The organism is Variovorax sp. 10L421, assembly GCF_056395365.1.
The window spans coordinates 65,660-92,207 of record NZ_JBFTJJ010000018.1 but is presented as its reverse complement, the minus strand read 5'-3'; the positions used below and the strand labels follow the sequence as shown (position 1 = coordinate 92,207).

General features: G+C 69.5%; 19 protein-coding genes. 13 read left to right on the top strand and 6 right to left on the bottom strand.

Going from position 1 to position 26,548, the window contains the following annotated elements; all coding sequences use genetic code 11:
• The first annotated feature begins 141 nt into the window (after positions 1–141).
• Complete coding sequence (locus tag AC1DFC_RS21440) at positions 142–1,593, top strand: MFS transporter (RefSeq protein ID WP_478179955.1); 1,452 nt, start codon at positions 142–144, stop codon at positions 1,591–1,593.
• Between the two features lie 36 nt (positions 1,594–1,629).
• The gene (locus AC1DFC_RS21435; RefSeq protein WP_413336211.1) at positions 1,630–2,340 is read left to right on the top strand and encodes a DUF3053 domain-containing protein; all 711 of its coding nucleotides are present in this window, start codon (positions 1,630–1,632) and stop codon (positions 2,338–2,340) included.
• Positions 2,341–2,360: 20 nt separating this feature from the next.
• Here the strand turns inward: AC1DFC_RS21435 and thiL are convergent, their stop codons facing one another.
• Positions 2,361–3,317 carry a thiamine-phosphate kinase gene (gene thiL / locus AC1DFC_RS21430; RefSeq protein ID WP_478179954.1) on the bottom strand — a complete coding sequence of 319 codons (957 nt, stop codon included), beginning with the start codon at positions 3,315–3,317 and terminating at the stop codon, positions 2,361–2,363.
• A 122-nt stretch (positions 3,318–3,439) separates the two neighbouring features.
• Here thiL and AC1DFC_RS21425 point away from each other — a divergent pair, with 122 nt between their 5' ends.
• Positions 3,440–4,387 carry a hypothetical protein gene (locus AC1DFC_RS21425; protein WP_478179953.1) on the top strand — a complete coding sequence of 316 codons (948 nt, stop codon included), beginning with the start codon at positions 3,440–3,442 and terminating at the stop codon, positions 4,385–4,387.
• Positions 4,384–4,608 (top strand): hypothetical protein, encoded by a 225-nt coding sequence (locus AC1DFC_RS21420; RefSeq protein ID WP_007829918.1) that lies wholly within the window; start codon positions 4,384–4,386, stop codon positions 4,606–4,608. Before AC1DFC_RS21425 ends, AC1DFC_RS21420 begins: the two co-directional genes overlap by 4 nt.
• A 40-nt stretch (positions 4,609–4,648) precedes the next feature.
• Here the strand turns inward: AC1DFC_RS21420 and AC1DFC_RS21415 are convergent, their stop codons facing one another.
• The 3 genes from AC1DFC_RS21415 to apaG all read right to left on the bottom strand — a co-directional run bounded on the left by AC1DFC_RS21415 (position 4,649) and on the right by apaG (position 7,675).
• On the bottom strand, positions 4,649–5,863 hold the full coding sequence (locus AC1DFC_RS21415; protein WP_478179952.1) for a YbdK family carboxylate-amine ligase: 1,215 nt from the start codon (positions 5,861–5,863) through the stop codon (positions 4,649–4,651).
• Positions 5,860–7,131: a cation:proton antiporter gene (locus AC1DFC_RS21410; RefSeq protein WP_007829922.1), complete on the bottom strand. Its 1,272-nt coding sequence runs from the start codon at positions 7,129–7,131 to the stop codon at positions 5,860–5,862. The genes AC1DFC_RS21415 and AC1DFC_RS21410 overlap by 4 nt, the downstream gene beginning before the upstream one ends.
• 148 nt (positions 7,132–7,279) lie before the next feature.
• On the bottom strand, positions 7,280–7,675 hold the full coding sequence (gene apaG / locus AC1DFC_RS21405; protein ID WP_007829924.1) for a Co2+/Mg2+ efflux protein ApaG: 396 nt from the start codon (positions 7,673–7,675) through the stop codon (positions 7,280–7,282).
• A gap of 59 nt (positions 7,676–7,734) precedes the next feature.
• On the opposite strand from apaG, the gene rpe reads away from it, so the two are divergent.
• Complete coding sequence (gene rpe, locus AC1DFC_RS21400) at positions 7,735–8,430, top strand: ribulose-phosphate 3-epimerase (protein WP_007829925.1); 696 nt, start codon at positions 7,735–7,737, stop codon at positions 8,428–8,430.
• On the opposite strand, the gene AC1DFC_RS21395 is transcribed toward rpe, so the two are convergent.
• The gene (locus AC1DFC_RS21395) at positions 8,420–8,692 is read right to left on the bottom strand and encodes a hypothetical protein (protein ID WP_007829926.1); all 273 of its coding nucleotides are present in this window, start codon (positions 8,690–8,692) and stop codon (positions 8,420–8,422) included. The genes rpe and AC1DFC_RS21395 overlap by 11 nt on opposite strands.
• Before the next feature lie 149 nt (positions 8,693–8,841).
• On the opposite strand from AC1DFC_RS21395, the gene AC1DFC_RS21390 reads away from it, so the two are divergent.
• From AC1DFC_RS21390 to ligD, 3 genes are all read left to right on the top strand, one after another.
• Positions 8,842–9,843 carry a succinylglutamate desuccinylase/aspartoacylase family protein gene (locus AC1DFC_RS21390; RefSeq protein ID WP_478179951.1) on the top strand — a complete coding sequence of 334 codons (1,002 nt, stop codon included), beginning with the start codon at positions 8,842–8,844 and terminating at the stop codon, positions 9,841–9,843.
• A 73-nt stretch (positions 9,844–9,916) separates the two neighbouring features.
• The gene (ku, locus tag AC1DFC_RS21385; protein ID WP_007829928.1) at positions 9,917–10,885 is read left to right on the top strand and encodes a non-homologous end joining protein Ku; all 969 of its coding nucleotides are present in this window, start codon (positions 9,917–9,919) and stop codon (positions 10,883–10,885) included.
• A 15-nt stretch (positions 10,886–10,900) separates the two neighbouring features.
• Positions 10,901–13,444, top strand: coding sequence for a DNA ligase D (ligD, locus tag AC1DFC_RS21380; protein WP_413336186.1), 2,544 nt, complete (start codon positions 10,901–10,903; stop codon positions 13,442–13,444).
• A 139-nt stretch (positions 13,445–13,583) separates the two neighbouring features.
• On the opposite strand, the gene AC1DFC_RS21375 is transcribed toward ligD, so the two are convergent.
• Positions 13,584–14,402 (bottom strand): transglutaminase-like domain-containing protein, encoded by an 819-nt coding sequence (locus AC1DFC_RS21375; RefSeq protein WP_007829931.1) that lies wholly within the window; start codon positions 14,400–14,402, stop codon positions 13,584–13,586.
• 229 nt (positions 14,403–14,631) lie between these two features.
• Between AC1DFC_RS21375 and AC1DFC_RS21370 the strand changes: the two genes are divergently transcribed.
• The 5 genes from AC1DFC_RS21370 (at position 14,632) to AC1DFC_RS21350 (ending at position 26,544) form a co-directional block, all read left to right on the top strand.
• Positions 14,632–14,781, top strand: a complete 150-nt coding sequence (locus tag AC1DFC_RS21370) for a hypothetical protein (protein ID WP_007829937.1) — start codon at positions 14,632–14,634, stop codon at positions 14,779–14,781.
• Between the two features lie 35 nt (positions 14,782–14,816).
• A complete protein-coding gene (locus tag AC1DFC_RS21365; RefSeq protein WP_413336189.1) occupies positions 14,817–17,012 on the top strand; it encodes a catalase in 2,196 nt (731 codons plus the stop codon).
• 289 nt (positions 17,013–17,301) lie between these two features.
• Positions 17,302–19,326, top strand: coding sequence for a CHAT domain-containing protein (locus AC1DFC_RS21360; protein ID WP_413315286.1), 2,025 nt, complete (start codon positions 17,302–17,304; stop codon positions 19,324–19,326).
• A gap of 139 nt (positions 19,327–19,465) precedes the next feature.
• Positions 19,466–21,172: a ShlB/FhaC/HecB family hemolysin secretion/activation protein gene (locus AC1DFC_RS21355; protein WP_478179950.1), complete on the top strand. Its 1,707-nt coding sequence runs from the start codon at positions 19,466–19,468 to the stop codon at positions 21,170–21,172.
• Between the two features lie 2 nt (positions 21,173–21,174).
• Positions 21,175–26,544, top strand: coding sequence for a two-partner secretion domain-containing protein (locus AC1DFC_RS21350; protein ID WP_478179949.1), 5,370 nt, complete (start codon positions 21,175–21,177; stop codon positions 26,542–26,544).
• Positions 26,545–26,548: the final 4 nt, after the last annotated feature.

The following is a 26,548-nucleotide window of genomic DNA, read 5'->3' as shown; positions in this document are numbered from 1 at the left end:
AAGCGGCTTGCATCGGGGCAGGAGTGTCGCGCATCCGGGCCGGCACCGGTTCGGCGCAGTTTTTATTTATCAAAGCAATAGCTTGTTTAATTGGCCGTGCGCACCTAGCATCCGGGCTTCTTTCCGACTTCGTTGCTTGCCATGTCCTCCTCCTCCTCCTCCGCGCTGCGCTCCCCACCTCCCATCGCCGCATGGAGCGAGCTGTTCAGTGGCCGCAACGGCTGGCGCGCGCTCGCGCTGACCGGCGGCGTCGCGCTGCACGCCGTCAACGTGCACATCGTGACCACGGTGCTGCCGTCGGTGGTGCGCGAGATCGGCGGGCTCGACTGGTATGCCTGGAGCACGACGCTCTTCGTGGTCGGCTCGATCCTCGGCGCAACCCTGTCGGTGCGGCTGCTCGCGGTGCTGGGCCCGCGCGGAGCGTGCCTGGCGGCGCTGGCGGTGTTCGGCGCCGGTTCGGCAGGCTGCGCGCTCGCGCCGGCCATGCCGTGGATGCTCGCGGGGCGCGCGGTGCAGGGGTTGGGCGGCGGGTTGCTCGCGGCGCTGAGCTACGGGCTGATCCAGCTGGTGTTCGAGCAGCGGCTGTGGCCGCGCGCGGTGGCGCTGGTGTCGGGCATGTGGGGCGTCGCCACGCTGTGCGGGCCGGCCGTGGGCGGGCTGTTCGCGCAGGCCGGGCATTGGCGCTGGGCCTTCTGGTTCCTGCTGCCGGTGGCGGCGGCGCAGGCATTGCTGGTGCTCGTGCAATTGCGGCCCGGGATGGGCGTGAAGTACGCGCGGCCCGCCACGCCGCCGCGTGTGCCGATGCTGCAGATCGGCCTGCTCGCGGCTTCGGTGCTGGTGATCGCAGCCAGTGGTTTGTGGGCCGACCTGCTCCGGCAGGCCGCCGGCCTGGCACTGGGCCTGGCCATCGGCTTCGCGGCCGCCTGCATCGACAGCCGCGCCGCCGTGCGCGTGCTGCCGCGCGGCGCGTATGCGATGAGCGCGCCGCTGGGCGCCATCTACGCGAGCGTGGCGCTGCTGCTGATCGGCACGGAAACCGAGATCTTCGTGCCGTACTTCCTGCAACTGCTGCACGGCCATTCGCCGCTCATGGCGGGTTACCTCGCGGCCGCGATGGCGGGCGGCTGGAGCGCGGGTTCGCTGCTGTCCTCGGGCCGCAGTGGCGCGGGAGCCGACCGCATGCTGCGCGCCGGCCCGGTGATCTGCACGCTGGGGCTGTTGGCACTCGCGTGGCTGCTGCCGTCGCAGGAATTCTTCGGTGCCGGTTTCGAGACCCTGCTGATCGCCGTCGCGCTGGCGGCCGTGGGGCTCGGCGTGGGCATCGGCTGGCCGCACCTGATCACGCGTGTGATGTCGCTGGCGCGCAAAGATGACGAAGGCCTGGCCTCCGCTTCGATCACCACCGTGCAGCTCTACGGCATGGCCGTGGGCGCGGCCGTGGCCGGACTGGTGGCGAATGCGGCGGGGCTGGCCGTGCCGGGCGGTGTCGAAGGCGCGCAATCGGCGGCCCTCTGGCTGTTCGCGGGTTTCGCGCTTGCGCCGGCCGCCGCGGTGTGGCTCGCATACCGCGCCGTCGCGAAGCGCTCCCTATAATTTTTGCCACCACAACACGCGGGAGGGCCTCTGCCCATGAGAACTTTCATTCGACGTCTCGGGGCCCTGTCGCTCCTCATGGCCTTCGGCCTTGCACTGGTCGCCTGCGGCAACAAGGAAGCCGAGCAGCGCAAGGCCTTCACGGCCTTCCTGCAGACCCGCGTGCTCGACAAGCCCGGCCTGCGCGTGCCGATGCCCACGGAAGAAGAGAAAGCCTCCTTCGGCGACTACGCGAAGCACTACGCGGTGATCACCGATTTCAACGAAGGCATGAACAAGTCGGTGAGCCAGCCCATGACGCAGATCATGGCCAAGGGCGCGCTGCGTTCCATCGCCGACCTGACCTCGCGCCGCGACGACCTCAAGGCCGCGAAGGACGGCCTCAACGGCCTGCGCAGCGCGCTCGACCAGCAGACCGCCAAGGCCGATGCCGCGCACGCGCAGCTCAAGCAGCCCGACGACCTGAAGCCGGTCTACGACAAGGCCTTCGACAAGACCGTGACCACGCCGGCCGGCACCTTCAAGGAAGTGTTCCCCGCGCTCGACACGGTGTTCGACAGCGCGCTGGCCATCGGCGACTTCCTCGAGAAGAACAAGTCGAAGATCCAGGTTTCGGGCACCACGGTCACCGTGACCGACCCGGCCGTGCAGGCCGAGCTCAACAAGATGCTTCAGCAGCTGAACGGGCAATCGGCTGCGATCAATGCGGCACAGCGAAAAATGCAGGCGATGGTGCAAGGCTCCTGAGCCGCGTGCGGCTCAGGCCTTCAGACAAAGTGGTCGAAGGAGCCGAAGCGCTGTGACACCGGCGCGCCGGCTGCATCGACGATGCGCAGGCCGGCATCGGCCTCGATGCGGCCGATGCGCGTGACGCAGGTGGCGCTGTCTTCTCCGGCTTGCTCGACGGCGGCGCGCGCCGACGGCGCAGCGGTGAAGACCAGTTCGTAGTCGTCGCCGCCCGAGAGCGCGCAGGTGCGCAGGATCTCGGTGCTCAGGCTGGGGACTTCGGCAGCGATCAAGGCCGTCGCCGCATCGGCATCGAGCGTGGCACCCACACCGCTCGAAGCGAGGATGTGGCCCAGGTCGCCGATCAACCCGTCGCTCACGTCCACCGCCGACGAGGCGATGCCGCGCAGCGCCAGCCCGAGCGCCACGCGCGGCGTGGGCTGCTCCATGCGCGCGCGGGCCGACTCGAAGGCTTCGGCCGGCAGCGCGACCGTGCCGCGAAAGGCTTCGAGCGCCAGCCGCGCGTCGCCCAGCGTGCCGCTCACCCAGATGTCGTCGCTCGCACGCGCGCCCGAACGCAGCAGCGCCGCGCCGGCCGGCACCTCGCCGAACACCGTGATGCAGATGTTGAGCGGCCCGCGCGTGGTGTCGCCGCCCACCAGCTCGCAGCCGTGCGCGTCGGCCAGCGAGAACAGGCCGCGCGAGAAGCCTTCGAGCCAGGGCTCGTCGACACCCGGCAGTGCCAGCGCGAGCGTGAAGGCCAGCGGCTTCGCGCCGCAGGCCGCAAGGTCGCTGAGGTTCACCGCCAGCGCCTTGTGGCCCAGCCGCGCCGGATCGACGGTCGAGAGAAAGTGCCGGCCCTCGACCAGCATGTCGCTGGACACCGCGAGCTGCATGCCCGGTGCCGGCGCGAGCAATGCGCAGTCGTCGCCCACGCCGAGCGGGGAGCGCGTGGCGGGGCGCTTGAAGTAGCGTGTGATCAGGTCGAATTCACCCATGCAGCGAGCATAAGCGGTGGCCGTGGCGCCGGCCTGCAGGCACGGCGGCGGCGTTCGGGTAGATTCGCCGTGGCGCCCGCCTTTCACTGCCGAAATCTTCTTGAAATAGAAAGTTCTCGACCATGGCTGAAACCGTTTCCGTGTCACCCGCCACCATGTCCACGACCGAGCGCGTCGGCGAGGCGATGCGCAGGGCCCTGCCCCTGCTGCCCGGCGAGGCGCGCCAGACCGTCGAGGCCATGCTGGAGCCGGCCGCGCTGGCCATCGTGGCCGCCACGCTGGTTGTGTGGGCCGGCTCGCACTTCTTCGGTGTCGGCGAAGTGGTCGACGTGATCCTGCTCGTGGTGGGGTTCGCCGCGCTCGGCACGGCGGTGTTTTCGGGCGCCAGCGAGCTTTACGACTTCGCGCAGAAGTCGGTCGACGCCGGCTCCGACGCCGATCTCGACGAGGCCGCGAAGCACTTCGCCAAGGCGGTGATGCTGCTCGGCATCTCCACGATCCAGGCCCTGCTGCTGCGCGGCGCGGTCAAGCCGGTGGTGGCCCGCGGCATGCCCAGGATCGAGCCGCTGCCCGATGTCGGCCTGCCGCCGCCGGCCGGAGGCCCCCGCCTGCAGCTGAGCCGCCCGCGCTCGATGGCGGGCGGCGCGCTCGGCGGCACCGACATGTACGGCGCCGTCACCGTCGCGCGCAACCAGAGCCTGACAGAGCAGCGCATCACGCTGTTCCATGAACTCGTGCACCGCTACTTCGCGCCGCGCACCGGTCCGCTGCGGCAATTGCGCGCGCAGCTGCGATGGAATGCCTATTCCAAGTCGGCGCTGCTGCGCTACCTCGAAGAGGCGATGGCCGAGGGCTACGGCCAGTTGCGCGTGCACGGGCTGGCGCAGGCGCTCGGGGCCTATCGCTTTCCGGTCCAGTTCGGCTATGTCACCGTCTCGCAGATGCAGGTCGAAGGCATGGCGATCGGCACCATCATCCTGGGCGGCACCAGCTTCTGGGTCAGCGTGAGCGACGGGCCGATCCCGCCGAACGCTGCGCTGCCACCGCTGCCGCCGCCGGGGTCGCGATGATCGACGAGAAAGAGGCCGTCGCTCTGGCGCGCGCCGCCGCCACTGCGGCTGGCTGGGCCTTCGTCGAGCCGGTGCAGGCGCGGCTGCGCAAGCCCTGGTTCGGCAAGGGCGCGGGGCGTTGGGAGATCAACAGCAACGCGATGGCGTTCGGTGCGCGCGCGCGCTTCGTGATCGACGCGGTCGACGGCCGCATCCTCGACAAGGGCTACATCCCGCGCTGAAGGCCGCGCGGCCGCCGCTCCAGGTGCAGCGGGCCCGCGCTCAGGCCGCCGCGCCCCTGAACCGCAGCGCCGCCTGCCGCACCACCTCCGCCAGCAGCCGCTCCTTGCCCTGCTTCTCGCGCAGCCACCGCGCATCGTTGCGGTTGGCCTCCACGCTGGTGCGCAGCTCGCCCAGCGCCTGCGTGGCGTTGAGCGCCTCGCTGTGCCATTCGAGCTGCGTCATCGTCATCAGGATGTGGTCGCGCAGCGGCATGTGCTGGCCGGTGGCCGGGTCGACGTACACCGCGTCGAGGCCGAAGCGGCAGGCCTGGAAGCGGTTGTAGGTGTAGACGAGGTAGTCGTCCTCGGTCGGAGCGAAGGGCTGCTCCTGCAGGAACCATGCGGCCAGCGACTGCACGTAGCCCGCGAGCGCGGCGGCGCGCTCCACCGTGAGCGGCGTGTCGAACACGCGGATCTCGATGGTGCCGAACTCGGGCTTGGGGCGGATGTCCCAGTAGAAGTCCTTCATGCTGCGCACGACGCCGGTGCGGGTCATGCGCTCGAAGTAGGCCTCGAACTCCTTCCAGCTGGTGGTGAAAGGCGCGCGGCCCGACAGCGGGAACGCGAACACCGAGTTCAGCCGCGCCGAGTCGAACTGCGTGTCCTGCCCCTGCACGAACGGCGAAGACGCCGACAGCGCGATGAAGTGCGGGATGTAGCGCGACATGCGGTGCAGCATCAAGAGTGCCGCGTCGGCGTCGGGGCAGCCGATGTGCACGTGCTGGCCGAAGATGGTGAACTGCTTGCTCAGGTAGCCGTACAGCTCCGACAGCTCGCGAAAGCGCGGCTTGTCGTAGATGCGCCGCTCGTGCCACTGCTGGAACGCATGCGTGCCGCCGCCGACCACCGCGATGTTGAGCTTGTCGGCGTTCTTGATGAGCGCCTCGCGGATCGGCGAGAGCTGCGTGATCACGTCCTGCGCCGAGTGGCAGATGTCGGTCGAGATCTCGATCATGCTCGAGGTCATCTCGGGCACCACGCTGCCGGGCAGCGGGGTCTGCGCCATCAGCCGCAGCATGTCTTCGGCGTAGGGGGCAAGGTCGTAGTCGTGCGTGTTCACGAGCTGCAGTTCCAGCTCCACGCCGAGCGACAGCGCCTCCGACTTGTTGAAGGGTTCGAGCTTGACCGCGCGGCTTTCGGGGTCCGATGGCAGCGGCGCCGAACGGACGTCGTCGCTGTCCGGGTCGACAGGGGTGTTGCTGGCTGCGGCGCTCATCGCTGGGTGTCCTCCGTGATGCTGAAGGCCTGGGGCGCCCAGGGCACCGAACTCTCGCCCACCGCGTGGATGGCCACCGTGGCGAGCACCGCGCCCACCACCTCCATCAACAGGATCGAGGGCAGGGCCACCTGCGTGATCATCGTGCCCAGCAGGGGCGAGGCGGTGGCGAAGTTGGAGGCGATGAGCAGCGCGATCGACGACAGCGGCGACATCGCGCAGCCGACCCAGAAGGCCTGCTTCCAGCTCGCGCCGCTGCCCGGGTTGGCAATGGCCACGCCCGAGATCTTGGCCAGCAGGCGCACGCCGATCACGGCCACCACCACGCTGGCCACCGGCAACGTCCAGTCGGCCTGGGCCGCCACGATCGACACCAGCACGAACATCAGCATGGTGAGCAGCGAGGCGGCCGTGCCCAGCTGCCGCTGCCAGGCCCACGGCTTGGGGTTGAGCGTCTTCAGCAGCACGCCGCCGATCAGGGCCGCCAGCGGCGCCGAGCCGCCGATGTGCGCGGTGAGCGCGGCGCCCGCCGCGATGATCGCCAGCAGCAGGATCGACGTGTTCTCGCTCGATGGGCTCATCACCCGCAGCGCCGAGCGCAGCGCCAGCGCCATGACCCCGCCGACCACGAACGAGAGGCCCAGCACCACCGCCACCGGATAGAGCTTCTGCAGCATCGTCTGCGGCGCGCGCTCGATCAGCCCGGCCTGCGCGTAGCCCAGCGCCAGCGCATAGAAGGTGTTGAGCGTGGCCAGCGTCATCGCGCGCTCGGTCACGGGGCCGGCGGCGCGGGTGTCGATGATCACGCGGCTGAGCACCGCGGGCGAGGCGACGATGGCCATCAGCGCGATCGGGTTGGCCACCGGCTCTGGCAGGCCCAGCAGCGTCAGCACCCAGTACACGCCGAAGTAGGTCAGCGTGGCTTCGAGCAGGCTCTGCACCAGCACCATCGGGTTGTGGCGGAACCAGCGCAGCGGCAGCCGCCCGCCGGCCTCGAACAGCACCACGGCCACGCCGAGTTCGAGCAGGAAGAGGCTGATGCCGCGCAGCGGCCAGATCGCGCCTTCGAAGCCGGCGAAGCCCACCACCGCGCCGACCAGCGAGTAGCCGATCACCTTGGGCAGCCCCAGGTAGCGTTGCACGAGGTGGCCGGAAGCCGCCGCCACCGCCAGCAGCAGCGACCATAGAACGGTTGGCAGGCCCGCCGAGGGGCGCACCCATTCGGACCAGAAGCCCAGCAGATCGTTGAGGAAGCTAGTCAAATTCATCCAGAAGAAGGAAAAAGCCCTGCGGCGCCGAGGAAGGCGCCGATGCGGGGTTGTAACGCATGGTCGAGTCCATGGGGTGCAGGACAAAGGCGTTTTCTGTCCATCCGGCGATTTGATCGCCGGAGAACGCCGCGGCGCAAGAGGTTACCTAGTGCAGCACGCGCGATACGGGGGCGCCGCCGATGTCGGCTTCGAGCACGAACATCGGAATGGGCACGTCGAAACGCTCGCCTTCCTCGGTCACCACGAAGTAGCTGCCGTGCATCGTGCCGCTCGGCGCCTGCAGGCGGCAGCCGCTCGTGTAGCGGAAGGATTCGCCGGGCGCAAGCAGCGGCTGCTGCCCGATCACGCCCAGGCCCTTGACCTCCTGCGCATGGCCAGAGGCATCGTTGATCAGCCAGTGGCGGGCGATCAGCTGGGCGGCCACCGAGCCCGTGTTGGTGACGGTGACCGTATAGGAAAAGGTGTAGATGTTGTCCTTGGCGGACGACTGGTCGGCCAGGAAGCGCGGTTCGACCTGTACGCTGAAGGGGCTGTGCGGCATGGGCGCATGGTAACGGAGGCCGTTGGTCGGACTTGCGGCGGCTGCGAGAATCAAGGGTTATGAGCACCCCGTTCCGCATCGCGCCCTCCATCCTGTCCGCCGATTTCGCGCACCTCGGCAAAGAACTCACCGACGTGATCGCGGCCGGCGCCGACTGGATCCACTTCGACGTGATGGACAACCACTACGTGCCGAACCTGACCTTCGGCCCGATGGTCTGCCAGGCGCTCAAGCCCTACGCCAAGACCGCTGCCGGCGCACCGGTGCCCATCGACGTGCACCTGATGATCCAGCCGGTTGACGCACTGGCGGCCTCTTTCGCGCAAGCGGGCGCCGACTACATCAGCTTCCACCCCGACGCCTCGCCCCACACGCACCGCAGCATCCAGGCCATCAAGGCGGCCGGCTGCAAGGCCGGGCTGGTGTTCAACCCGGGGCTGGGGCTCGAGGCGCTCGACTGGGCCATCGACGACATCGACCTGATCCTGATCATGAGCGTGAACCCCGGCTTCGGCGGCCAGAGCTTCATCGACTCGGCGCTGCGCAAGATCGAACTCGCGCGCAAGCGCATCGAGCAGAGCGGGCGCGACATCCGCCTCGAGGTGGACGGCGGCATCAAGGCCGACAACATCGCGCGCGTGGCCTCGGCCGGCGCCGACACCTTCGTGGCCGGCAGCGCGATCTTCAACGCCAAGGACTACGGCGCCGTCATCGCCGACATGCGCAGGCAGCTGGCCGGCGTCGTCAGCGCCTGACCTTTCCGCCGCCTTCGACGCTGTCCGCCTCCAGCGCGCGGTCGGTGTCGACCAGTCCGCGCTCGACGTCTTCTTGGGCCTGGCGGCCCACCCTGGGTGGCTGGCCGTCCTGTGTCTGCTGGCTGTCGGACGACTGGTCGCGCTCGTGCGGCAGGCGCGGCGCCGATTCGCCGCCTTGCTCCACCTTGGTCTTGCCGCCGCCGGCGTCCTTCAGGGGATCGGCCGGCGTCGTCTTGCTCTTGCTGCTCTTGCTGGGGGTCATGCGTGGCTCCTTCGATGAGGAACGAGCCTGCGCCGCCGCTGCCGCCGGGGCGGTAGGAAATACGAGGCAGCCCCTGTAGGTGTCCGCTCGGCGCTATGAAATGGGTAGCGCCTTTGCACGCATGGAAGGGCCTCCGCAATAATCCCCCGATGTCCTCCGATCCTTTTGCCGGCGTGGCCACCGACAGCCTGCGCATCCACGCCTTCGCCTCGTTGAACCCCGGTCCCCGGCTGCTCGTGATGGGTGGCGTGCACGGCGACGAAATCTCCGGCACCCTGGGCATCGAGCGCATCCTGGCCGAGTTCGATGCCGGCACGCTGCAGCTGCGGCGTGGGGAACTGACGATGGTGCCCGTCGCCAATCCATTGGCCCGGCGCCGCTTGCAGCGCGAGGGCGAGCGCAACCTCAACAGGCTGTTCCGCCCCACCGAGGCACCAGCCGACTACGAAGCCCGCATCACCAACGTGCTGGCCCCGCTGATCGCGCGCCACGAGGTGCTGCTCGACCTGCATTCCTTCCAGAGCGAGGGCGAGGCCTTCGCGATGATCGGCCCGCGCGACAACACCGGCGCGCTGGAGCCCTTTGCACGCGCGTACGAGGAAGGCCAGCTCGCGCTGCACATCGGCACGCCCATCGTGGTGGAAGGCTGGCTCGACATCTACGCCGCCGGCCTCGCGCAGCGCGCGGGCGGCGTGCCGGCCGACGAGGCCGCGCTCGACTTCGGCCGCGGCACCAACGAATACATCCGCAGCCGCGGTGGCTACGGCGTCACGCTCGAGTGCGGCCAGCACCTGGACCCGCAGGCGCCCGAAGTGGCATGGCGCGCCATCCGCCGCACGCTCGCGCTGCTGGGCATGGCGGCGCTGCCCGAAGGGCTGTCGGGCGGGCCCGCGCAGCCGCCGAAACTGCTGCGCCTGGCCAGCGTGACCGACCGCCTGCACGAGGAAGACAGCTTCGTGCGCGACTGGGCCACCTTCGACGAAGTGCTGCGCGGCGAGCCCATCGGCATGCGCCACGACGGCACGCTGGTGAGCGCGCCCGACGACGGCTTCATCGTGTTTCCCAACGCGGTGGCGCTGCCGGGCGCCGAGTGGTTCTACTTCGCGCGCCCGAGCGAGCGCCAGCTCGGACCCGTGGCCGGCGCGGCCTGACGGCGCCTGGGGCCGCGCTCCTACACCGCCCGGGCAGGGGCGGCGCACATTCCCAGCCTGAAGGAGTGCGTCCATGTCCATCTCGAAAAAAGCCCCCGCGCCGCGCGTCCTGTGGAAGGGCGCCATCAGCTTCGGCCTCGTCCACATCCCGGTTGCGCTGTACTCGGCCACCACCGACCACGGCATCGACTTCGACTGGCTCGACAAGCGCACCATGGACCCGGTCGGCTACAAGCGCATCAACAAGAAGACCGGCAAGGAGATCGCGCGCGAGCAGATCGTCAAGGGCATCGAGTACGAGGACGGCGAGTACGTGGTGCTCAGCGACAAGGAGATCGCGGCCGCCTATCCCAAGACCACGCAGACCATCGAGATCGAGACCTTCGTGCCGGCCAACGGCATTCCCTTCGTGTACCTGGAGCGGCCCTACTACGTGGCGCCGATCAACCGCGGCGCGAAGGTGTACGCGTTGCTGCGCGAAACCCTTCAGCGCAGCGGGCGTGTGGGCGTGGCCCGTGTCGTGATCCAGACCAAGCAGCACCTGGCGGTGCTGGTGCCCGTGGGCCCCGGCCTCGTGCTGAACCTGCTGCGCTGGGGCGCGGACATCCGGCCGTGGACCGACCTGCCGCTGCCTTCGGAAGACGCGAAGAAGGCCGGCCTGAGCGAGCGTGAGCTCAAGATGGCCACGCAGCTGGTCGACGACATGAGCGCCGACTGGGACCCCGACGAATTCAAGGACGAGTTCAAGGACGAGATCATGCGGCTGGTGGACAAGAAGGTGAAGGCTGGCCAGACCGAGACCGTCACGCAGCCCGAGCCCGAGGAAGAGCAGCGCACCGGCGAAGGCCGCGGCGCCAAGATCCTCGACCTGACCGAGCTGCTGCAGCGCAGCCTGCGCAAGGGTGGCGGCAAGCCCACCAAGGAAGAAGAGGAGGAAGAGGACGCAGAACCGGAACCGCCGCCCAAGGCCGCCGCGAAGAAGCGCAAGCCGGCCGCGAAAGCCGCGCGCAAGACCCCCGCCCGCCACCGCCGCGCCGCCTGAGTGAGGCCGGCCGCGATGGGCTCCACCGCATCGACCGCGCGCAAGGCCCTGGCGCGTTACCACGGCAAGCGCGATTTCTCGCGCACGCCGGAGCCCGAGGCCGGCGGCCGGCCGGGCAAGGGCGTGCTGTCCTTCGTGATCCAGAAGCACCACGCGAGCCATCTGCACTACGACTTCCGGCTCGAACTCGACGGCACGCTCAAGAGCTGGGCCGTGCCGAAGGGGCCGTGCCTCGATCCGTCCGTGAAGCGCATGGCCGTGCACGTCGAGGACCACCCGATCTCGTACGCGGATTTCGAGGGAACGATCCCGCCGAAGCAGTACGGCGCGGGCACCGTGATCGTCTGGGACCGCGGCGACTGGCTGCCCGAGGGCGACGCGCGCAAGTCGCTCGCCGCCGGCAAACTCAAGTTCGAACTGCGTGGCGAGAAGCTGCACGGTCACTGGACGCTGGTGCGCATGCACGGCAAGGGCGACGACAAGCATGAGCCCTGGCTGCTCATCAAGGAACGCGACGGCGAGGCGCGGGCGATCGGTGAGTACGACGTGGTCGAAGAACAGCCGGCGAGCGTGATCACCGGGCGTGGCGTGGACGAGGTGGACCAGCCGCCGAAGAAAGTCGCCAGCAAGGCGCCCGCAAGAAAGCTTGCAGGAAGAACCGAGAAAAGGACCGCGAAATCCCCGCTGCCGGCCACTTTCCAGCCCCAGCTCGCCACGCTCGCGGCTTCGCCGCCTTCATCTCCCGGCGACTGGCTCTACGAGCTCAAGTTCGATGGCTACCGCCTGCTGGCGCGCATCGACCGCGGCAAGGTCCGCTGTTTCACCCGCAATGGCCACGACTGGACCGCGAAGCTGCCCGCGCTCGAGAAGGCGCTGGCGAAACTGCCCACGGCCGGCGCATGGCTCGACGGCGAGATCACCGTCGAAGGAGAGAACGGTGCGCCCGACTTCCAGGCGCTGCAGAACGCCTTCGATCGCGGCAAGACCTCATCCATCGTCTACTGGCTGTTCGACGCGCCCTTCCTCGATGGCGAAGACCTGCGCGACATGCCGGTCGAGGAGCGCCGTGCCCGGCTCGCGCAGCTGCTCGGCCGAAAGCCGCCCGCGCCGCTGCGCCTGAGCGAGGCCTTCGACGCTTCGCCGCGCGACCTGCTCGCGTCGTCGGCGCACATCGGTTTCGAGGGCATCGTCGGCAAGCGCAAGGGATCGCCGTACGTGTCGCGCCGCTCACCCGACTGGATCAAGCTCAAGAACCAGCAGCGGCAGGAGTTCGTGATCGGCGGCTTCACCGCGCCGAAGGGCTCGCGCACCGGCTTCGGCGCCTTGCTGCTGGGCGTGCACGACGAGGCCACCGGCCGGCTGCGCTACTGCGGCAACGTGGGCACGGGCTTCGATGCGGGCCGCCTCGCCGATGTCAAGGCCCGCCTCGACAGGCTGGCCACCGACGCCTGCCCCTTCGAGCCTGCGCCGCGCGGCGTCAGGGCGCAATGGGTCAAGCCCACGCTCGTGGCCGAAATCTCGTTCGGCGAATGGACGCGCGAAAACCGAGTGCGCCAGGCCGTGTTCCAGGGGCTGCGCGCCGACAAGCCCGCGCGCGACATCCGGCGCGAGCGGCCGCAGCGGATCAGGGAGATCGAGGCCGCACCAAAGCCGAAGAACCAGGAAGCAAAGACACCCATGATCCCGAAGATCACCCACGCTGACCGCGTGATCGACAAGCACAGCGGCATCACCAAGGGCGCACTCGCGGCCTACTACGACAGCGTGGCGAAACTCATGCTGCCGCACCTGCGCGGCCGGCCGGTGTCGCTGGTGCGCGCGCCCGAGGGCGTGGGCGGCGAGCTGTTCTTCCAGAAGCACCTGCAGAACAGCGAGATCCCCGGCGTGCGCCTGCTCGATCCCGCACTCGATCCGGGCCACGAGCCGCTGCTGCAGATCGACACGAAGCAGGGCCTGCTCGGCGCCGCGCAGATGAACGTCATCGAGCTGCACACCTGGAACGCCACCTCGCGTGCCATCGGCAAGCCCGATCGCATGACCTTCGACCTCGACCCCGGCGAGGGCGTCGCATGGCCGCAGATCCAGGAGGCCGCGATGCTGGTGCGCACGCTGCTCGACGAACTGGGCCTGCCGTGCTTCCTCAAGACCAGCGGCGGCAAGGGGCTGCACGTGGTGGTGCCGCTGCGGCGGCAGTACGACTGGGACACCGTCAAGGGCTTTTCACAGGCCGTGGTGGCGCACCTGGCCGAAACCATTCCGTCGCGCTTCGTGGCGAAGAGCGGCCCGCGCAACCGCGTGGGCAAGGTGTTCGTGGACTACCTGCGCAACGGCTTCGGCGCAACCACCGTCAGCGCATGGTCGGCGCGTTCGCGCCCCGGGCTGGGCGTGTCGGTGCCGCTTGCGTGGGACGAATTGCCGGCCTTGACCAGTGCCGCGCAGTGGACTGTCGCCAATGCGGCCGAACGCTTCGAGACCGGCAACAAGCCCTGGGCCGCCATGGAGCGCAGCCGAAAGGGGCTTGCCGCGGCGATGAAGCTGCTGGGCTACAGCAGCAAATAGGCATCCCTGCATTCCTCCCTCCCCTCCCCGGGGGAGGGTCGGGGTGGGGGCACGACGGCTTGAAAAAAACGCTGCGCCTCATCGAAGGCCTGCCCCCATCCCAGCCTTCCCCCGGGAGGGGAAGGAGCAAAACCCGACGCTACTGAAGCACTTCCTCGGTCGTCACTTCAAAGCGCTCCAGCGTGTTCGCACCGAACACCATCGTGATCGGCACGTCCGCCGCGTCGCGCCCGCGCGCGATCACCACGCGGCCGATGCGCGGCGTGTTGTGGCGCGCGTCGAAGGTGTGCCAGCGGTTGCCCAGGTACACCTCGAACCATGCGCTGAAGTCCATCGGAGAAGGCACCGGCGGAATGCCGATGTCGCCGAGATAGCCCGTCACGTAGCGCGCCGGAATGTTCATGCAGCGGCACAGGGTGATCGCGAGGTGCGCGAAGTCGCGGCATACGCCCGTGCCTTCGCGAAAGCCTTCCGTGGCGGTGCGCGTGGCCCGCGCGTTCCCGTAGTCGAAGCGCAGGTGCCGGTGCACGAAGTCGCAGATGGCCTGCACGCGCGACCAGCCCGGCGCCACGTTCGAGAAGTTGGCCCAGGCGAACTCCAGCAATTCGCTGTCGACCTCGCAATAGCGGCTCGGCAGCACGAAGGGCAGCGTGTCCACCGGCAGGTCGGCCGCCATGTGCCCGACGGCGCCGAAGTCCACCGGGTCGGGCCAGCCGGTGTCGTACACCACCGCGCGGTTGCGCAGGCGCACGCTCTTCACTCCCGGGGGGACGTGCACGCGCGCGCAGTGGTTGCCGAATCCGTCCAGGTAATGGTCGGTGGCCAGTGGCGGGCTGAGCGTGATGTTCTCCTCCCCTTGCAGGTCCCGGGCGCGCGAGGGATGCACCTGGAGCATGTAGATCACGGCCGTGGGGGCGGTGACGCCGAGTTCGATGTCGAAACCGATTCTGATCAGCATGGTTCTTTTCTTCTTTCTTTCTTCCCTGTGTTGGACCCATGCTATGCGACGGCGCTCCCCGATCCCACGGCCAGGGCGCGCGAAGCTTCGTAGGCGGGCAGGAGGTGCTGTCGGTGCGCTCCTACCTCGTCCGCGTGCCTTCTCCCACAGCGGTGGAAGGGCGGCCACTACGGGGTCCGGGCGCCGCGAAACATAACCTTGCATTTCGCTTGCAGCCCCGGAGTGATCCATGGAGTTCTCATCGCTTTTCGACTCGTTCATCGGCACCTGGGGCGCTGAAATCCTGTTGTGGACCGTCGCCGCCGCGGCGGGCAGCATTTGCCTGATCGCCCTGGTCAACGTGCTCGACATGTTCCTCGACAACAACGAAACGGGCTGAACGCCCACCCCATGAAAGACTCCAGCAGATCCACGATGACGCCGCAGAACAAGGCTGCCGCAGGCCGCCGCGCCAGCGCCGCCAAGGCGGGCGGCGGCAGCAACGCCAAGCAGCTGCAGCTCGAAGGCTTCACCGTCGAGCATCCGACGACCCTGACCACCAACCAGGGTCTGCAGGTACCCGATAACCACAACTCGCTGAAAGCGGGCGTGCGCGGTCCGACGCTGCTGGAAGACTTCATCCTGCGCGAGAAGATCACGCACTTCGACCACGAGCGCATCCCGGAGCGCGCCGTGCACGCGCGCGGCTCGGCGGCGCACGGCTACTTCCAGGTCTACAAGTCGATGTCGCAGTTCACCTGCGCCGACTTCCTGCAGGACCCGGACGTGAAGACGCCCGTGTTCGTGCGCTTCTCGACCGTGGCCGGCTCGCGCGGCTCGGCCGACACGGTGCGCGACGTGCGCGGCTTCGCCGTCAAGTTCTACACGCGCGAGGGCAACTACGACCTCGTGGGCAACAACATCCCGGTGTTCTTCATCCAGGACGCGATCAAGTTCCCCGACCTCATCCACGCCGTGAAGCCCGAGCCGCACCACGAGATGCCGCAGGCCGCGAGTGCGCACGACACCTTCTGGGACTTCGCCTCGCTGATGCCCGAGAGCACCCACATGCTGATGTGGGCCATGAGCGACCGCGCCATTCCGCGCAGCCTGCGCATGATGGAAGGCTTCGGCGTGCACACCTTCCGCTTCGTCAACAGCCGCGGCGAGAGCCACTTCGTGAAGTTCCACTGGAAGCCCAAGCTCGGCATTCATGGCCTCGCGTGGGACGAGGCGCAGAAGATCGCCGGCAAGGACCCGGACTTCCATCGGCGCGACCTGTGGGAAGCCATCGAGAACGGCGACTTCCCCGAGTGGGAGCTCGGCGTGCAGATGATCGCGCAGGACAAGGAGCACTCGCTGGGCTTCGACCTGCTCGACCCCACCAAGCTGATTCCAGAAGAAATGGTGCCGGTGCAGAAGATCGGCAGGCTGGTGCTCAACCGCAACCCCGACAACTTCTTCGCCGAGACCGAGCAGGTGGCCTTCCATCCGGGCCACGTGGTGCCCGGCATCGACTTCAGCAACGACCCGCTGCTGCAGGGCCGCCTGTTCTCGTACACCGACACGCAGATCTCGCGCCTGGGCGGCGCCAACTTCCACGAACTGCCGATCAACAAGGGCGTGTGCCCGTTCCACAACTTCCAGCGCGACGGCATGCACAGGCAGACCATCGCGCGCGGCCAGGTGGCCTACGAGCCCAACACGCTGGGCAGCGGCACGGAGTTCCGCGTGGACGGCGGCAGCCACGGCTTCCAGTCGTTTCCGGAAGAGACCGAGTCGCCCAAGGTGCGCCGCCGCAGCCCCTCGTTCGACGACCACTTCACGCAGGCGCGCCTGTTCTTCAACAGCCAGAGCGCGGCCGAGAAGGAGCACATCATCGCGGCCTTCCGCTTCGAGCTGTCGAAGCTCGACGTGCCGGCCATCCGCCAGCGCATGGTCGACAACCTCGCGCACGTGGACGAGAAGCTGGCACGCCGCGTGGCCGAGCCGCTGGGCATCGGCGAGCCCGATGCCAGGGCGGCGGCGGGGCGCGCGGGCTTTCGCGACCACCGCATATCGCTGCCCATCGACGAGTCGCCGGCGCTGCGCATGGCCGACACGGGCGACGGCTCCATCCGCACGCGCAAGGTCGCGGTCCTCGTGGCCGATGGTGTCGATTCGGCTTCGCTGAAGCCGATCCGCGATGCGCTCGAGCAGGCCGGTGCGCAATGCAAGACAGTGGGCCCGAAGCTGGGCACTGTCGCCAGCGCATCGAAGCGCCAGATCGACGTCGACATGACCTTCGCCAACACGCCCTCGGTGATGTTCGACGCCGTGCTCGTGCCGGCCGGCAGCGAGAGCGCCGCCGCGATGTCGGGCATCGGCGATGCGGTGCACTTCGTGCTCGAGGCCTACAAGCACTGCAAGGCGATCTGCACGGTGGGCGAGGGCGTGCGGCTGCTGTCCACGCTCGGTATCGCCGCGGACACGCCGCCGGCCGATGTGCCGGCGGGCGTGGTGGTGGCGGCCACGCCGGTCACCAACCTGGGCGACACGACGGCGGCGATGCAGGTGGCGAACGATTTCATCGCGGCCATCGCCAAGCACCGGCACTGGGACCGCGCGAATGTAGACGCGGTGCCCGCGTAGTCCATTTGCGCTAGACCGTATTGCGAATAGGCGCGGCAGGAGGCCGCTCCTAGACTTTCCCCCCGAGGCCTGAACGGCGCGCACTCTCGCGACGTCGATGGTCCGCTGACCGCGGGCTCACAGGGCTGCGCACGGGGGTCCAATGGCTTGGTTTTCGAGATGGGGATGGCAGCGCCCGGCACGTTGTCGTGCAGCTGTCGCGAGTGCTCTCGGTCTTGCAGGCATTCTTTTCCTGGGCTTCGGCCCTCCGGCATCGGCACAGCAGCAGCAACGTCCAGCAGCGCCGGCGGTGTCGTCGAATGCCGAAGCCGCAGCCAGCAAGATGGAGCAGGCCCGCCTGGACGACACCGACACCTTGCTGGCATTGACCAGCGAGGGCGCGGTGCTCTACGGGCAGGACGCGGTCAAGCTCTCGGGTTACCAATACTGCAGCCAGGCCGTCGCACTGGCGGAGGCCGGCGAGTTCCGCCAGAGCGTGCGCGCCGCGAGCAAGGCGCTGCACCTGGCCAACGCCACCAACGATCCGAACCTGATGGCCATGGCCAACCGCGACCTGGCCATCGTCTACAGCTACTCGGGCCAGCTCGAGAAGGCCGAGGAGTTCGCACGCGAAGCGCTCAAGCACCCGGCGCGCGATCCCAAGCTGGTGGTCGGCCCGGTGCAGAAAGTGATCGGCGACGTGCGCACGCGCCGCGGCGATTTCTCCGGCGCGGTGCTCAGCTACGACGAGGCATTGGCCAACAGCTCGCCGCGCTATGCACCGCTGGTGCAGGCCTCGCTGGTCAATGCGCTGATCGAATCGGGCGACCCGGCGCGGGCACGCGAAGTGCTTGGCACCATGGCGCCGCCGAAGGACGCACCGCTCACCGCGCAGCTCGACCGCACCCGCGCGCGGCTGCTGCTGGCCGAGAACAAGCCCGCCGAGGCGCGCGACATGTACCGCGCACTCACCGCGCGGCAGGTCGGCGCCGACACCGAGTACTACCGCCTCTGGGCCTGGGACGGCGTGGCGCGCAGCGAACTCGCGCTGGGCCAGAAGCAGGCCGCGGCCGAAGCCGTGGGCCGCGCGCTCGGCGACGTCGACAAGGTGCGCGCCAAATTCCGCAGCGAGGAATTCAAGATGGGCCTGTTCTCGGACCTGCAATCGGTGTTCGAGCGCGGCGTGGCCATCTACAGCGACGCGGGCGATGCGCGCCAGGCCTTCGAGGTGAGCGAGCACAGCCGCTCGCGCGCATTGCTCGACGCGGTGCGCGGCCGAGCCAAGATCAACGAGCAGGCCGCCAACACCGTCGATCTCGCCGCGCTGCAGCGCATGCTGGCACCCGACGAGCGCGTGGTGCAGTTCCACTCGCTGCCCGACCGCCTCGTGGTGTGGGTCGTGAGTTCCGGCGACATCACCGAGAAGACGGTGGCTGTGAAGCGCGACGACCTCAACGAGCTGGTCGAGACCTTCCGCAATTCCATCGTGCGCGGCCGCCGCGCCGCCATCACCAACGCAGACAAGCTGGGCGCCGCGCTGCTCGGGCCGCTCGGCCTCGCGCCGGGGCAGCGGCTGATCGTGGTGCCGCACGGGCCGCTGCACTACCTGCCGTTCCAGGCGCTGCGGCTGGATGGCCGTTACGTCATCGAGAAGCATCCGGTGGCCGTGGCGCCGTCGATCAGCATCGCCGTGCAGCTCGCGCAGCGCACGCCGCGCGTGAACGCGTCGCTTACCGCCTTCGGCAATCCGCGCATCGAGGACAAGTACGACCTGCCCGGCGCCGAGACCGAGGTGAAGCAGCTCGCGCAGCTGTTCCCGCGCAACACCGTGTACATGGGCGCGGCCGCCACCAAGACGCAGTTTCGCGACGTGGCCACGCGCTCGCCGCTGATGCATGTGGCGGCGCATGCCGAGGCCGACGCGGTCGATCCGCTGTACTCGCGCATCCTGTTGGCCAACGAAGGCGGCAAGCAGAATTTTCTGGAAGCGCACGAGATCCTCGGGCTGCCGATGGACGGCACCGCGCTGGTCACACTGTCGGCCTGCGAGTCGGGCCTCGGGCGCATCGCACAAGGCGACGAGGTGCTGGGCTTCACGCGCTCGTTCCTCTCGGCCGGCAGCTCCAGCCTGATCGCCTCGCTGTGGCCGGTGTCGGACGACGCGACCGCGGTGCTCATGAGCACGCTCTACGGCGAGCTGGCCAAGGGGCGCGACATCCAGAAGGCCATGCAGGCCGGACAACTCGCGGTGTTGAAGGACCCCAAGATGTCCCATCCCTTCTTCTGGGCGCCGTTCAACCTGATCGGCAACTGGCGTCTTACGGTGGGGGGATGAGATGACGTGCCTTGTTTTTGAAGAGCGCTGTTTGGGGGGCGATCACGCCGACGGTGGACATTCGCGGAGGGGAGTACCCGGTGGCCTGTGCACGCACCCCGAACAGCCAGCAACGCAACGCGCAACGGAGCACTGACATATGCGCGCCAGTCAACGCCCCACCCCGATTGCCTTCGCAGTCACAGCCTTGGTCAGTGCAACCTTGCTGGTCGCAGCCGAGCGTACGCACGCGTCCGATACCAACACTTTGCTGTCGACCCAGGACCCCTGCGGCACCTGCGATCGCCCGCTCGCGCAAGCCCCCACCGGTGCCGTCGCACCGCAGAGCCTGCCCGCGCCGCCGCGCCCCGCCGGCTCGACGTTCAGGCTCAACGACTTGCGGCTCAACGGCGTGAAAGCGCTGAGCAACGAAGAACTGCAATCCATCACCGCCCCCTACATCGGCCGCGACGTCACGCTCGGCGATCTCGAAGAACTCGCGAAGGCCATCACCGCACGCTACAAGGAGCGCGGCTACTTCCTGGCGCAGGCCGTGGTGCCGGTGCAGACCGTGCGCGACGGCATCGTCGAGATCAGTGTGATCGAAGGCCGCCTCGGCAAGGTCGACGTGGTGGTCGCGCCCGATGCGCCGACCAGCGAATCGCGCGTGCGCGGCTTCCTCGCGCCGCTGCAGCCCGGCGAGGCCGTGAGCGCGCCGGCTTATGAGCGCGCCATGCTGCTGCTGTCCGACCAGCCCGGCGTCAAGGTGTCCTCGGGCCTGCAGGAAGGCTCGCAGCCCGGCACCACCGATCTTTCGGTCGAAGTGGCGGCCGCGCCGCGCTGGGCCTTCACCGCTGAAGCCGACAACCACGGCACGAAGGAGTCGGGCCGCTACCGCATCGGCGGCACGGCGCGCTGGCTCAGCCCCTTCGGCATCGGCGACAACCTCGACATGCGCCTGATGGTGTCCGACAGCAATGCGCTGCAGTTCGGCCGCATCGCCTACGAGGCGCCCATCGGCACCAGCGGGCTGCGCGCGGGGGTCGGGCTGTCGCGCGTCAACTACGAGCTGGGCGGCGAGTTCTCCGAGCTCGGCGCACAGGGCCGCGCCGACGTGTTCGACCTTTCGCTCAGCTACCCGCTCATCCGCCAACGCCAGCAAAACCTGTTCCTGCGCCTGGGCGCCGACATCAAGGACCTGACCGACGAGATCGGCGTGGCCGACGTGCGCGTGAAGAAGCGCGTGCGCGGCCTGGGCCTCGGCTGGACCTGGGAGCGGCGCGACGAGGTGCTGGGCGGCGGCTACTGGGCCAGCTCGGGCACGCTGTACCACGGCCGGCTGTCCATCGACGACCCGGCGACGCGGGAGGCCGACCAGGCCCTGGGCGGACGGCGCACCGAAGGCGGTTTCTCCAAGCTGAGCTTCCAGCTGTCCCGCCTGCAGGCCATCGTTCCCAGGCATTCGCTGTACCTGTCCGTCGGCGGCCAGTGGGCCAGCAGGAACCTCGATCCGTCGGAGAAGCTCGCGCTCGGCGGCGCACGCGCCGTGCGGGCCTATCCGTCGGGCGAGGTGCTGGTCGACCAGGGCGTGATCGGCACCGTCGAGTGGCGCTGGTCCTTCAACGAAGAGCTCACGCCCTTCCTGTTCTACGACGCCGCGCACGGCAAGCTCTCGCGCAGCCCCACGCCCTTCGACGGCAGCAACAGCCGCAGCCTGCGCGGCTACGGCGTCGGCGTGAGCTGGTCGCGGCCCGGCAACTTCTCGATCAACGCGACGCTGGCCTGGCGCGATGGCACGGCACCGGCGCAGACCGACGGCGGCGGGCGCAATCCGCGGCTGTACGTCCAGCTTCAAAAGGCGTTCTGACCATGACGCATCGCACATCCCCCTCGTTCCGGCTGCCGCTGCGGCCGCTGGCGCTCTCGCTGATTTGCGCAGGGGCGCTCCCCGCCATTGCCCAGACGCTGCCCACCGGCTTCCAGCCCATTGCCGGCAACGTCACGATGTCGCAGCTCGCGAACGTGATGACCATCAACCAGGGCCTTGCGCGCGGCATCGTCAACTGGACCGGCTTCTCCATCGGCGCGGGCGGCGTGGTGAACATCACCCAGCCGGGTGCGTCGAGCGTGCTGCTCAACCGCGTGACGGGCAACGAGCTTTCCACCATCGCGGGCCAGCTCAACGCCAACGGGCGCATCGTGCTGGTCAACCCCAACGGCGTGCTGTTCAGCCAGGGCGCGACGGTGAACGTGGGCGGCCTCATCGCTTCCACGCTGGCCATGACGACCAGCGACGCGGACTTCCTCAACGAAAACACCAGGCGGTTCACGTTCGAGCGCGCAGACGACAACGTCGCGACGGTGATCAATGCCGGGCGCATCACCGCGACCGGCGGCGGCCCCGTGGTGCTGATGGGCGCGACGGTGGCCAACACCCGCGTGGGCGACGACGCCAACAGCGGCCGCATCGCCGCCGACGGCGGCACCGTCGCGCTGGCGTCGGGCCGCAAGGTCACGCTTGACCTCGCGGGTGACGGGCTGACCAACATCGTCATTTCGACGGACACCATGGCCACCCATGCGAGCGTCGGCAACACCGGCACGCTGCAGGCCGACGGCGGCCGCGTGGCGGTCTTGGGGCGGTCGGCCACCGTGGGCGAACTGGTCGTCAACCAGCGCGGCACGGTGCGCGCGCGCACGGTGGGCACGCGCAACGGCGAGATCTTCCTGGGCGGCGGCCAGGACAACGAGGTCCAGGTGACCGGTGGCACGCTCGACGCCACGGGCACTGCGGCCGGCGAGCGCGGTGGCGACATCCGCATCACCGCCGGAAAGGTCACCCTGCAGGGGACGGGTGACGGCATCAAGACGGTGGCTGATGCCAGCGGCCAAGCGGGCGGTGGCTCGGTCATGGTGCAGGGCTACGACGTGGCGCTGTCGGCCGGCTCGGTGCTGAGTGCCGATGCCAGGAGCGCCGGCGCGGGCGGCACGGTCAGTGTGGGCACGGCCAGCGGCACGGCCTTTCCGGGCGATGCGGAAAACGCCCTGCCGTTGCGCGAATCGCACCTGCAGGCCTTCGGTGAACTCACTGCACGCGGCGCCGGCAGCGGCGCGGGCGGCAACATTGCGACCTCGGGCGATTTCGTGCGCATCGACCCCTCACGCGTGGACGCCGGCGGCGGCGCACAGGGCGGCGCCAACGGCCGCTGGACGCTGTCGACCAGCGCCGACCTGGGTGTGGACCAGACCCTGCCGGCCTACGACGGCGGCTACCCGCAGCTGTCTTCCAGCAATGTGAGCGCCAGCGCCGTGGGCGCCGCGCTGGGCCGGGGAACCGACGTCACGCTGGCCAGCACACGCACCGGCGACAACGCGGGCGTGACCTTCGGCAACGGCGCGCAGGTCGTGAAGAACGAAGGCGGCACCGCCACGCTGCGAGTCGACTCGGGCGGCGGCATCGCCATGGCCAGCGGTTCGGCCATCGACGCGCGCATCGGCGCGCTCAACGTCGACTTCAACGCCGACGCCAGCGGCGTGGTGGCCAAGAACGCCACGCAGGTGAACGCCGGCGGCGGCAACCCGAGCTACGAGCTCGACTACGGCGCCTCGATCGGCCTGACCGACGCCACCATCAACGCCAACGGCGGCAACATCCGCTTCTTCGGCCAGGGCGATGCCGTCAATGGGCGCGCCGTCGGCGGCTCGGTGTCGAACAGCGACGACGCCTGGCGCGACGGCATCGCGCTGAACGGCAGCACGCTGGCCACCACCGGCAGCGGGCAGGTTTCGCTGCGCGGCCAGGGCCGCACCCGTGTCGACACGCAGGACAGCAGCACCAACTTCGTCTACCGGGCCACCGACGGCGTCACGCTGCAGGGCAGCGAGGTGCAGGCCGGCAGCGGCGGCGTCACCATCGACGGACTGGCCGCGCTCGGCGGCGGCGGCGTGCGGATCGGCGATGGCTCCGGTCTGGAGACACCGGGCAACGTGTCGGTCACGGGCCGCGGCGCGACCTGGACCGACAACACGTTGCCGGCCGGCTCGATCGGCACCACAACGGCTGTGGACATCGACAGCTCGTTCATCAACGCAGGCGGCGACGTGCGCATCGAAGGCACGGGCGCGAACCTCGAGGCGCTGAACAAGTACCTCGGCTTCGCGGCCAATGGCCGCACGGCGGGCGGCGGCAACGGCGTGGCGCTGTCGGGCGGCGTGACGGCGGGCGACGGCCGGCGCATCGACGTGGTGGGCAAGGCAGGCAGCGCGGGCTTCACCGCCGCGCTGGACGGCGGCGGCGGCATCGTTACCACGCCCACCGGCGAGTCGATCTATGGCGTGGCGGTGAGCGCCGACGCGTCGCAGCCCAACCCGCTGCGCACGGCGGGTGGCACGATCGCCATCGACGGGCTGGGCACCGACGTTGCCCTGCGCATGAACACCTTCGGCTCGGGCCTGAGCGTGCCCCAGGGCGCGATGCTGTCCGTGGCCAGCAGCGGCGGCCGGGGCGGCAGCATCTCGATCAGCGGGGGCAACGTGCTCGTCGATGGCTCGCAGAACTTCGACGGCACGCCGCTGGTCGCGCGCCTGGACGCCAGCGGCGCCACGGGCGGCGGCAGCATCGACATCGCGGCCACCAACGTCATCGCGCTCGGCACAAACACCGCCCTGGACGCCAGCGGCACCTCGGCATCGGGCAACGGCGGCAGCGTGAAGGTGGTGGCGGGCGACACGCTGCGTGCGCACGGCAGCCTGTCGGCGCGCGGCGGTGCGGGCACGGGCAACGGCGGCCTGGTGGAAACCTCCGCGCCGCACTTCGACCTGTCGGGTGTGCAGGTGGATGCCTCGACGACGGGCGGCACCGCGGGTACGTGGCTGATCGACCCGTTCGACGTCACCATCAACCATGGCGCGGCCGCGGGCACGCTGCCCACCAACCCCTTCGACCCGCTGGCCACGTCGGTGGTGCTGGACGGCGACATCAACAATGTGCTGAACGGCAACACCAGCGTGATCATCACCACCGGCACGGGCGGCCCGCCCGGCGCCGGCACCATCACGTTGGGCACCGGCGTGCTGATCGACCGCAACACCGGCGCCACGCCCGTCACCTTCCGGCTCGACGCGGCCGCGAACATCAACAGCTTCGATGCGGCGACGGTGATCCGGTCCGACCGCTCGGTGGCCGGCGTGGGCGCGCTCAACGTGGAGTTCAACGCGGGGCTGGGCGTCAACGGCGGCAGCATCTTCTTCACCGGCGCCATCAACACCAACGGCGGCAACGTCTCGATGACCGCCAACGGCCTGAACAGCGGCTCCGTCATCTCGCTGAACAACGCGACCATCGACACGCGCACCGCGCAGCTCGACGCGGGAACCGGGGGCGCGGTGTCCATCGACGGGCGCTCGACCGCGACCGGATCTTCCTTCTCGGGGCCGGTGGTGAGCATCAGCAATTCCAGCATCAACACGGCCACGGGCAACGTGTCGATCGCGGGGCGCGGGCTGGTCGACACCGGCGTGGCGATCAGCGGCACGACGGCGACCCAGGGCGTGTTCACCACCGGCGGGCGCATCGGCATCGTGGGCGTGGGCAGCGCGGGCTTCTCCAGCTTCACACCGCTGGCGGGCTATGGCGTGCTCATCAACGGGGCCACGGTGCGCAGCGTGGACGGCGACATCCAGGTCGACGGGCTGGTGCGCACCGGCGGCAACACCGCGCTGGGCAGCGGCGTGCGCATCGGTGCCGGCAGTCTCGTGACCTCGCTGGGCAACGGCAACATCACGGTGACGGGCGAATCGCAGGCCGACGGTGCCGGCGTCACCATTGCGCCCGTACCGCCGCTGAGCACCTTCGCACAGCCCGGAGGGCGCATCGACGGCAACAACAACGTGGTGCTGCGCGCCGCCAACGACGGCTCGACCGACGCGCTGGTGATCGGCGGCACGGTGCGAGCGGCCAATGTGCTGAACCTGCGTCCTGGCGGCGTGGACACGGCGGGCAACGCCGGCGACCGCACGGGCAACCCGATCACGCTGGGCGGCACCGCGGCCACCGGCTTCGCGGTGTCGGCCGACGAGTTCACGCGCCTGAGCGCGGGCACCATCGTGGCGGGCAGCAACGCGCACGCGGCGGGCATCACCGTGGTGGCGCCGCTCGCCGTGTCGTCGCCGCTGACCCTGCAGAACGGCGGTGGCGGCAACATCCAGCTCGATGGTGCGGTGAGCACGCCGCAGCTCGGCCTGGTGAGCGCGGGCGACATCCGGCAGGCGGCGGGCGCGGCCATCACCGCGGGCACGCTGCTCGCGCGTTCCAGCGGCGGAAGCGTGGTGCTCAACGACCCGGGCAACCACGTGGGCACGGTCGGCGGCGGCGCGGCGGGGCGCTTCGCCTACGTCGATGCCGATGCGCTCACGCTCGGCGCGGTGTCGGTCACCGGCTTCGATGCGGCGGGCAACCTGCCGCAGACACTGTCGGCGACCTCGATGGCGGCCGACACCGTGTTCGTGCGCACGCTGGCCGGCGACCTCACGCTCGGCGCTCCAGTGACCAGTGCCGGCGGCACCGATCTCGTGGCGGCCGCGCGCTTCCAGAACCCGGGCGGCAACGGCATCGGCGGCGCCAGCTGGCGCATATGGGCCGACACCTGGGTGGGCGAAGCCCGCGGCGGCCTGGCGGGTTCGGCACCGCTGCCGAACTTCTATCACTGCGCCTACCTGGGCCTGTGCACCGTGACCGTGCCGGCCACGGGCAACCACTTCATCTACGCGCAGCAGCCGCTGGCCATCGTGACCATCGGCAATGCGCAGCGCGCCGGCGGCCTGCCCAACCCGCCGTTCGTCTACAGCATCTCCGGGCTGATCCTGGGCGACACCGGCGCGGGCATCTTCGGCGTGCCGGGTTCGCCGGCCACGCGCTCCAGCCCGCCAGGCTTCTATCCCATCAACGGCAGCTTCACCTCGGCCGAGGGCTACGCGGTGCGCGTGGTGCCGGGGCAGCTGCAGGTCAGCGGCTTCGTGTCGCTGCCCAGCGTGGACGTGGTGCGCGACCAGCCCACCACCTGGCTGTACGACCGCAACATCGGGCAGGCGCCGATCTGCCTGGCGACCGGGCCGCTCGACGGCGACCGCGCGCAGCAGGGCGCGGACGTGCTGGCGCGCGAATGGTCCCGCGTGCGCTCTCGGCCCAACCTGCTGAACTGCGTGGACACCGAGAAGCGCAACGGCTGCGCGGACTTCTGAACGA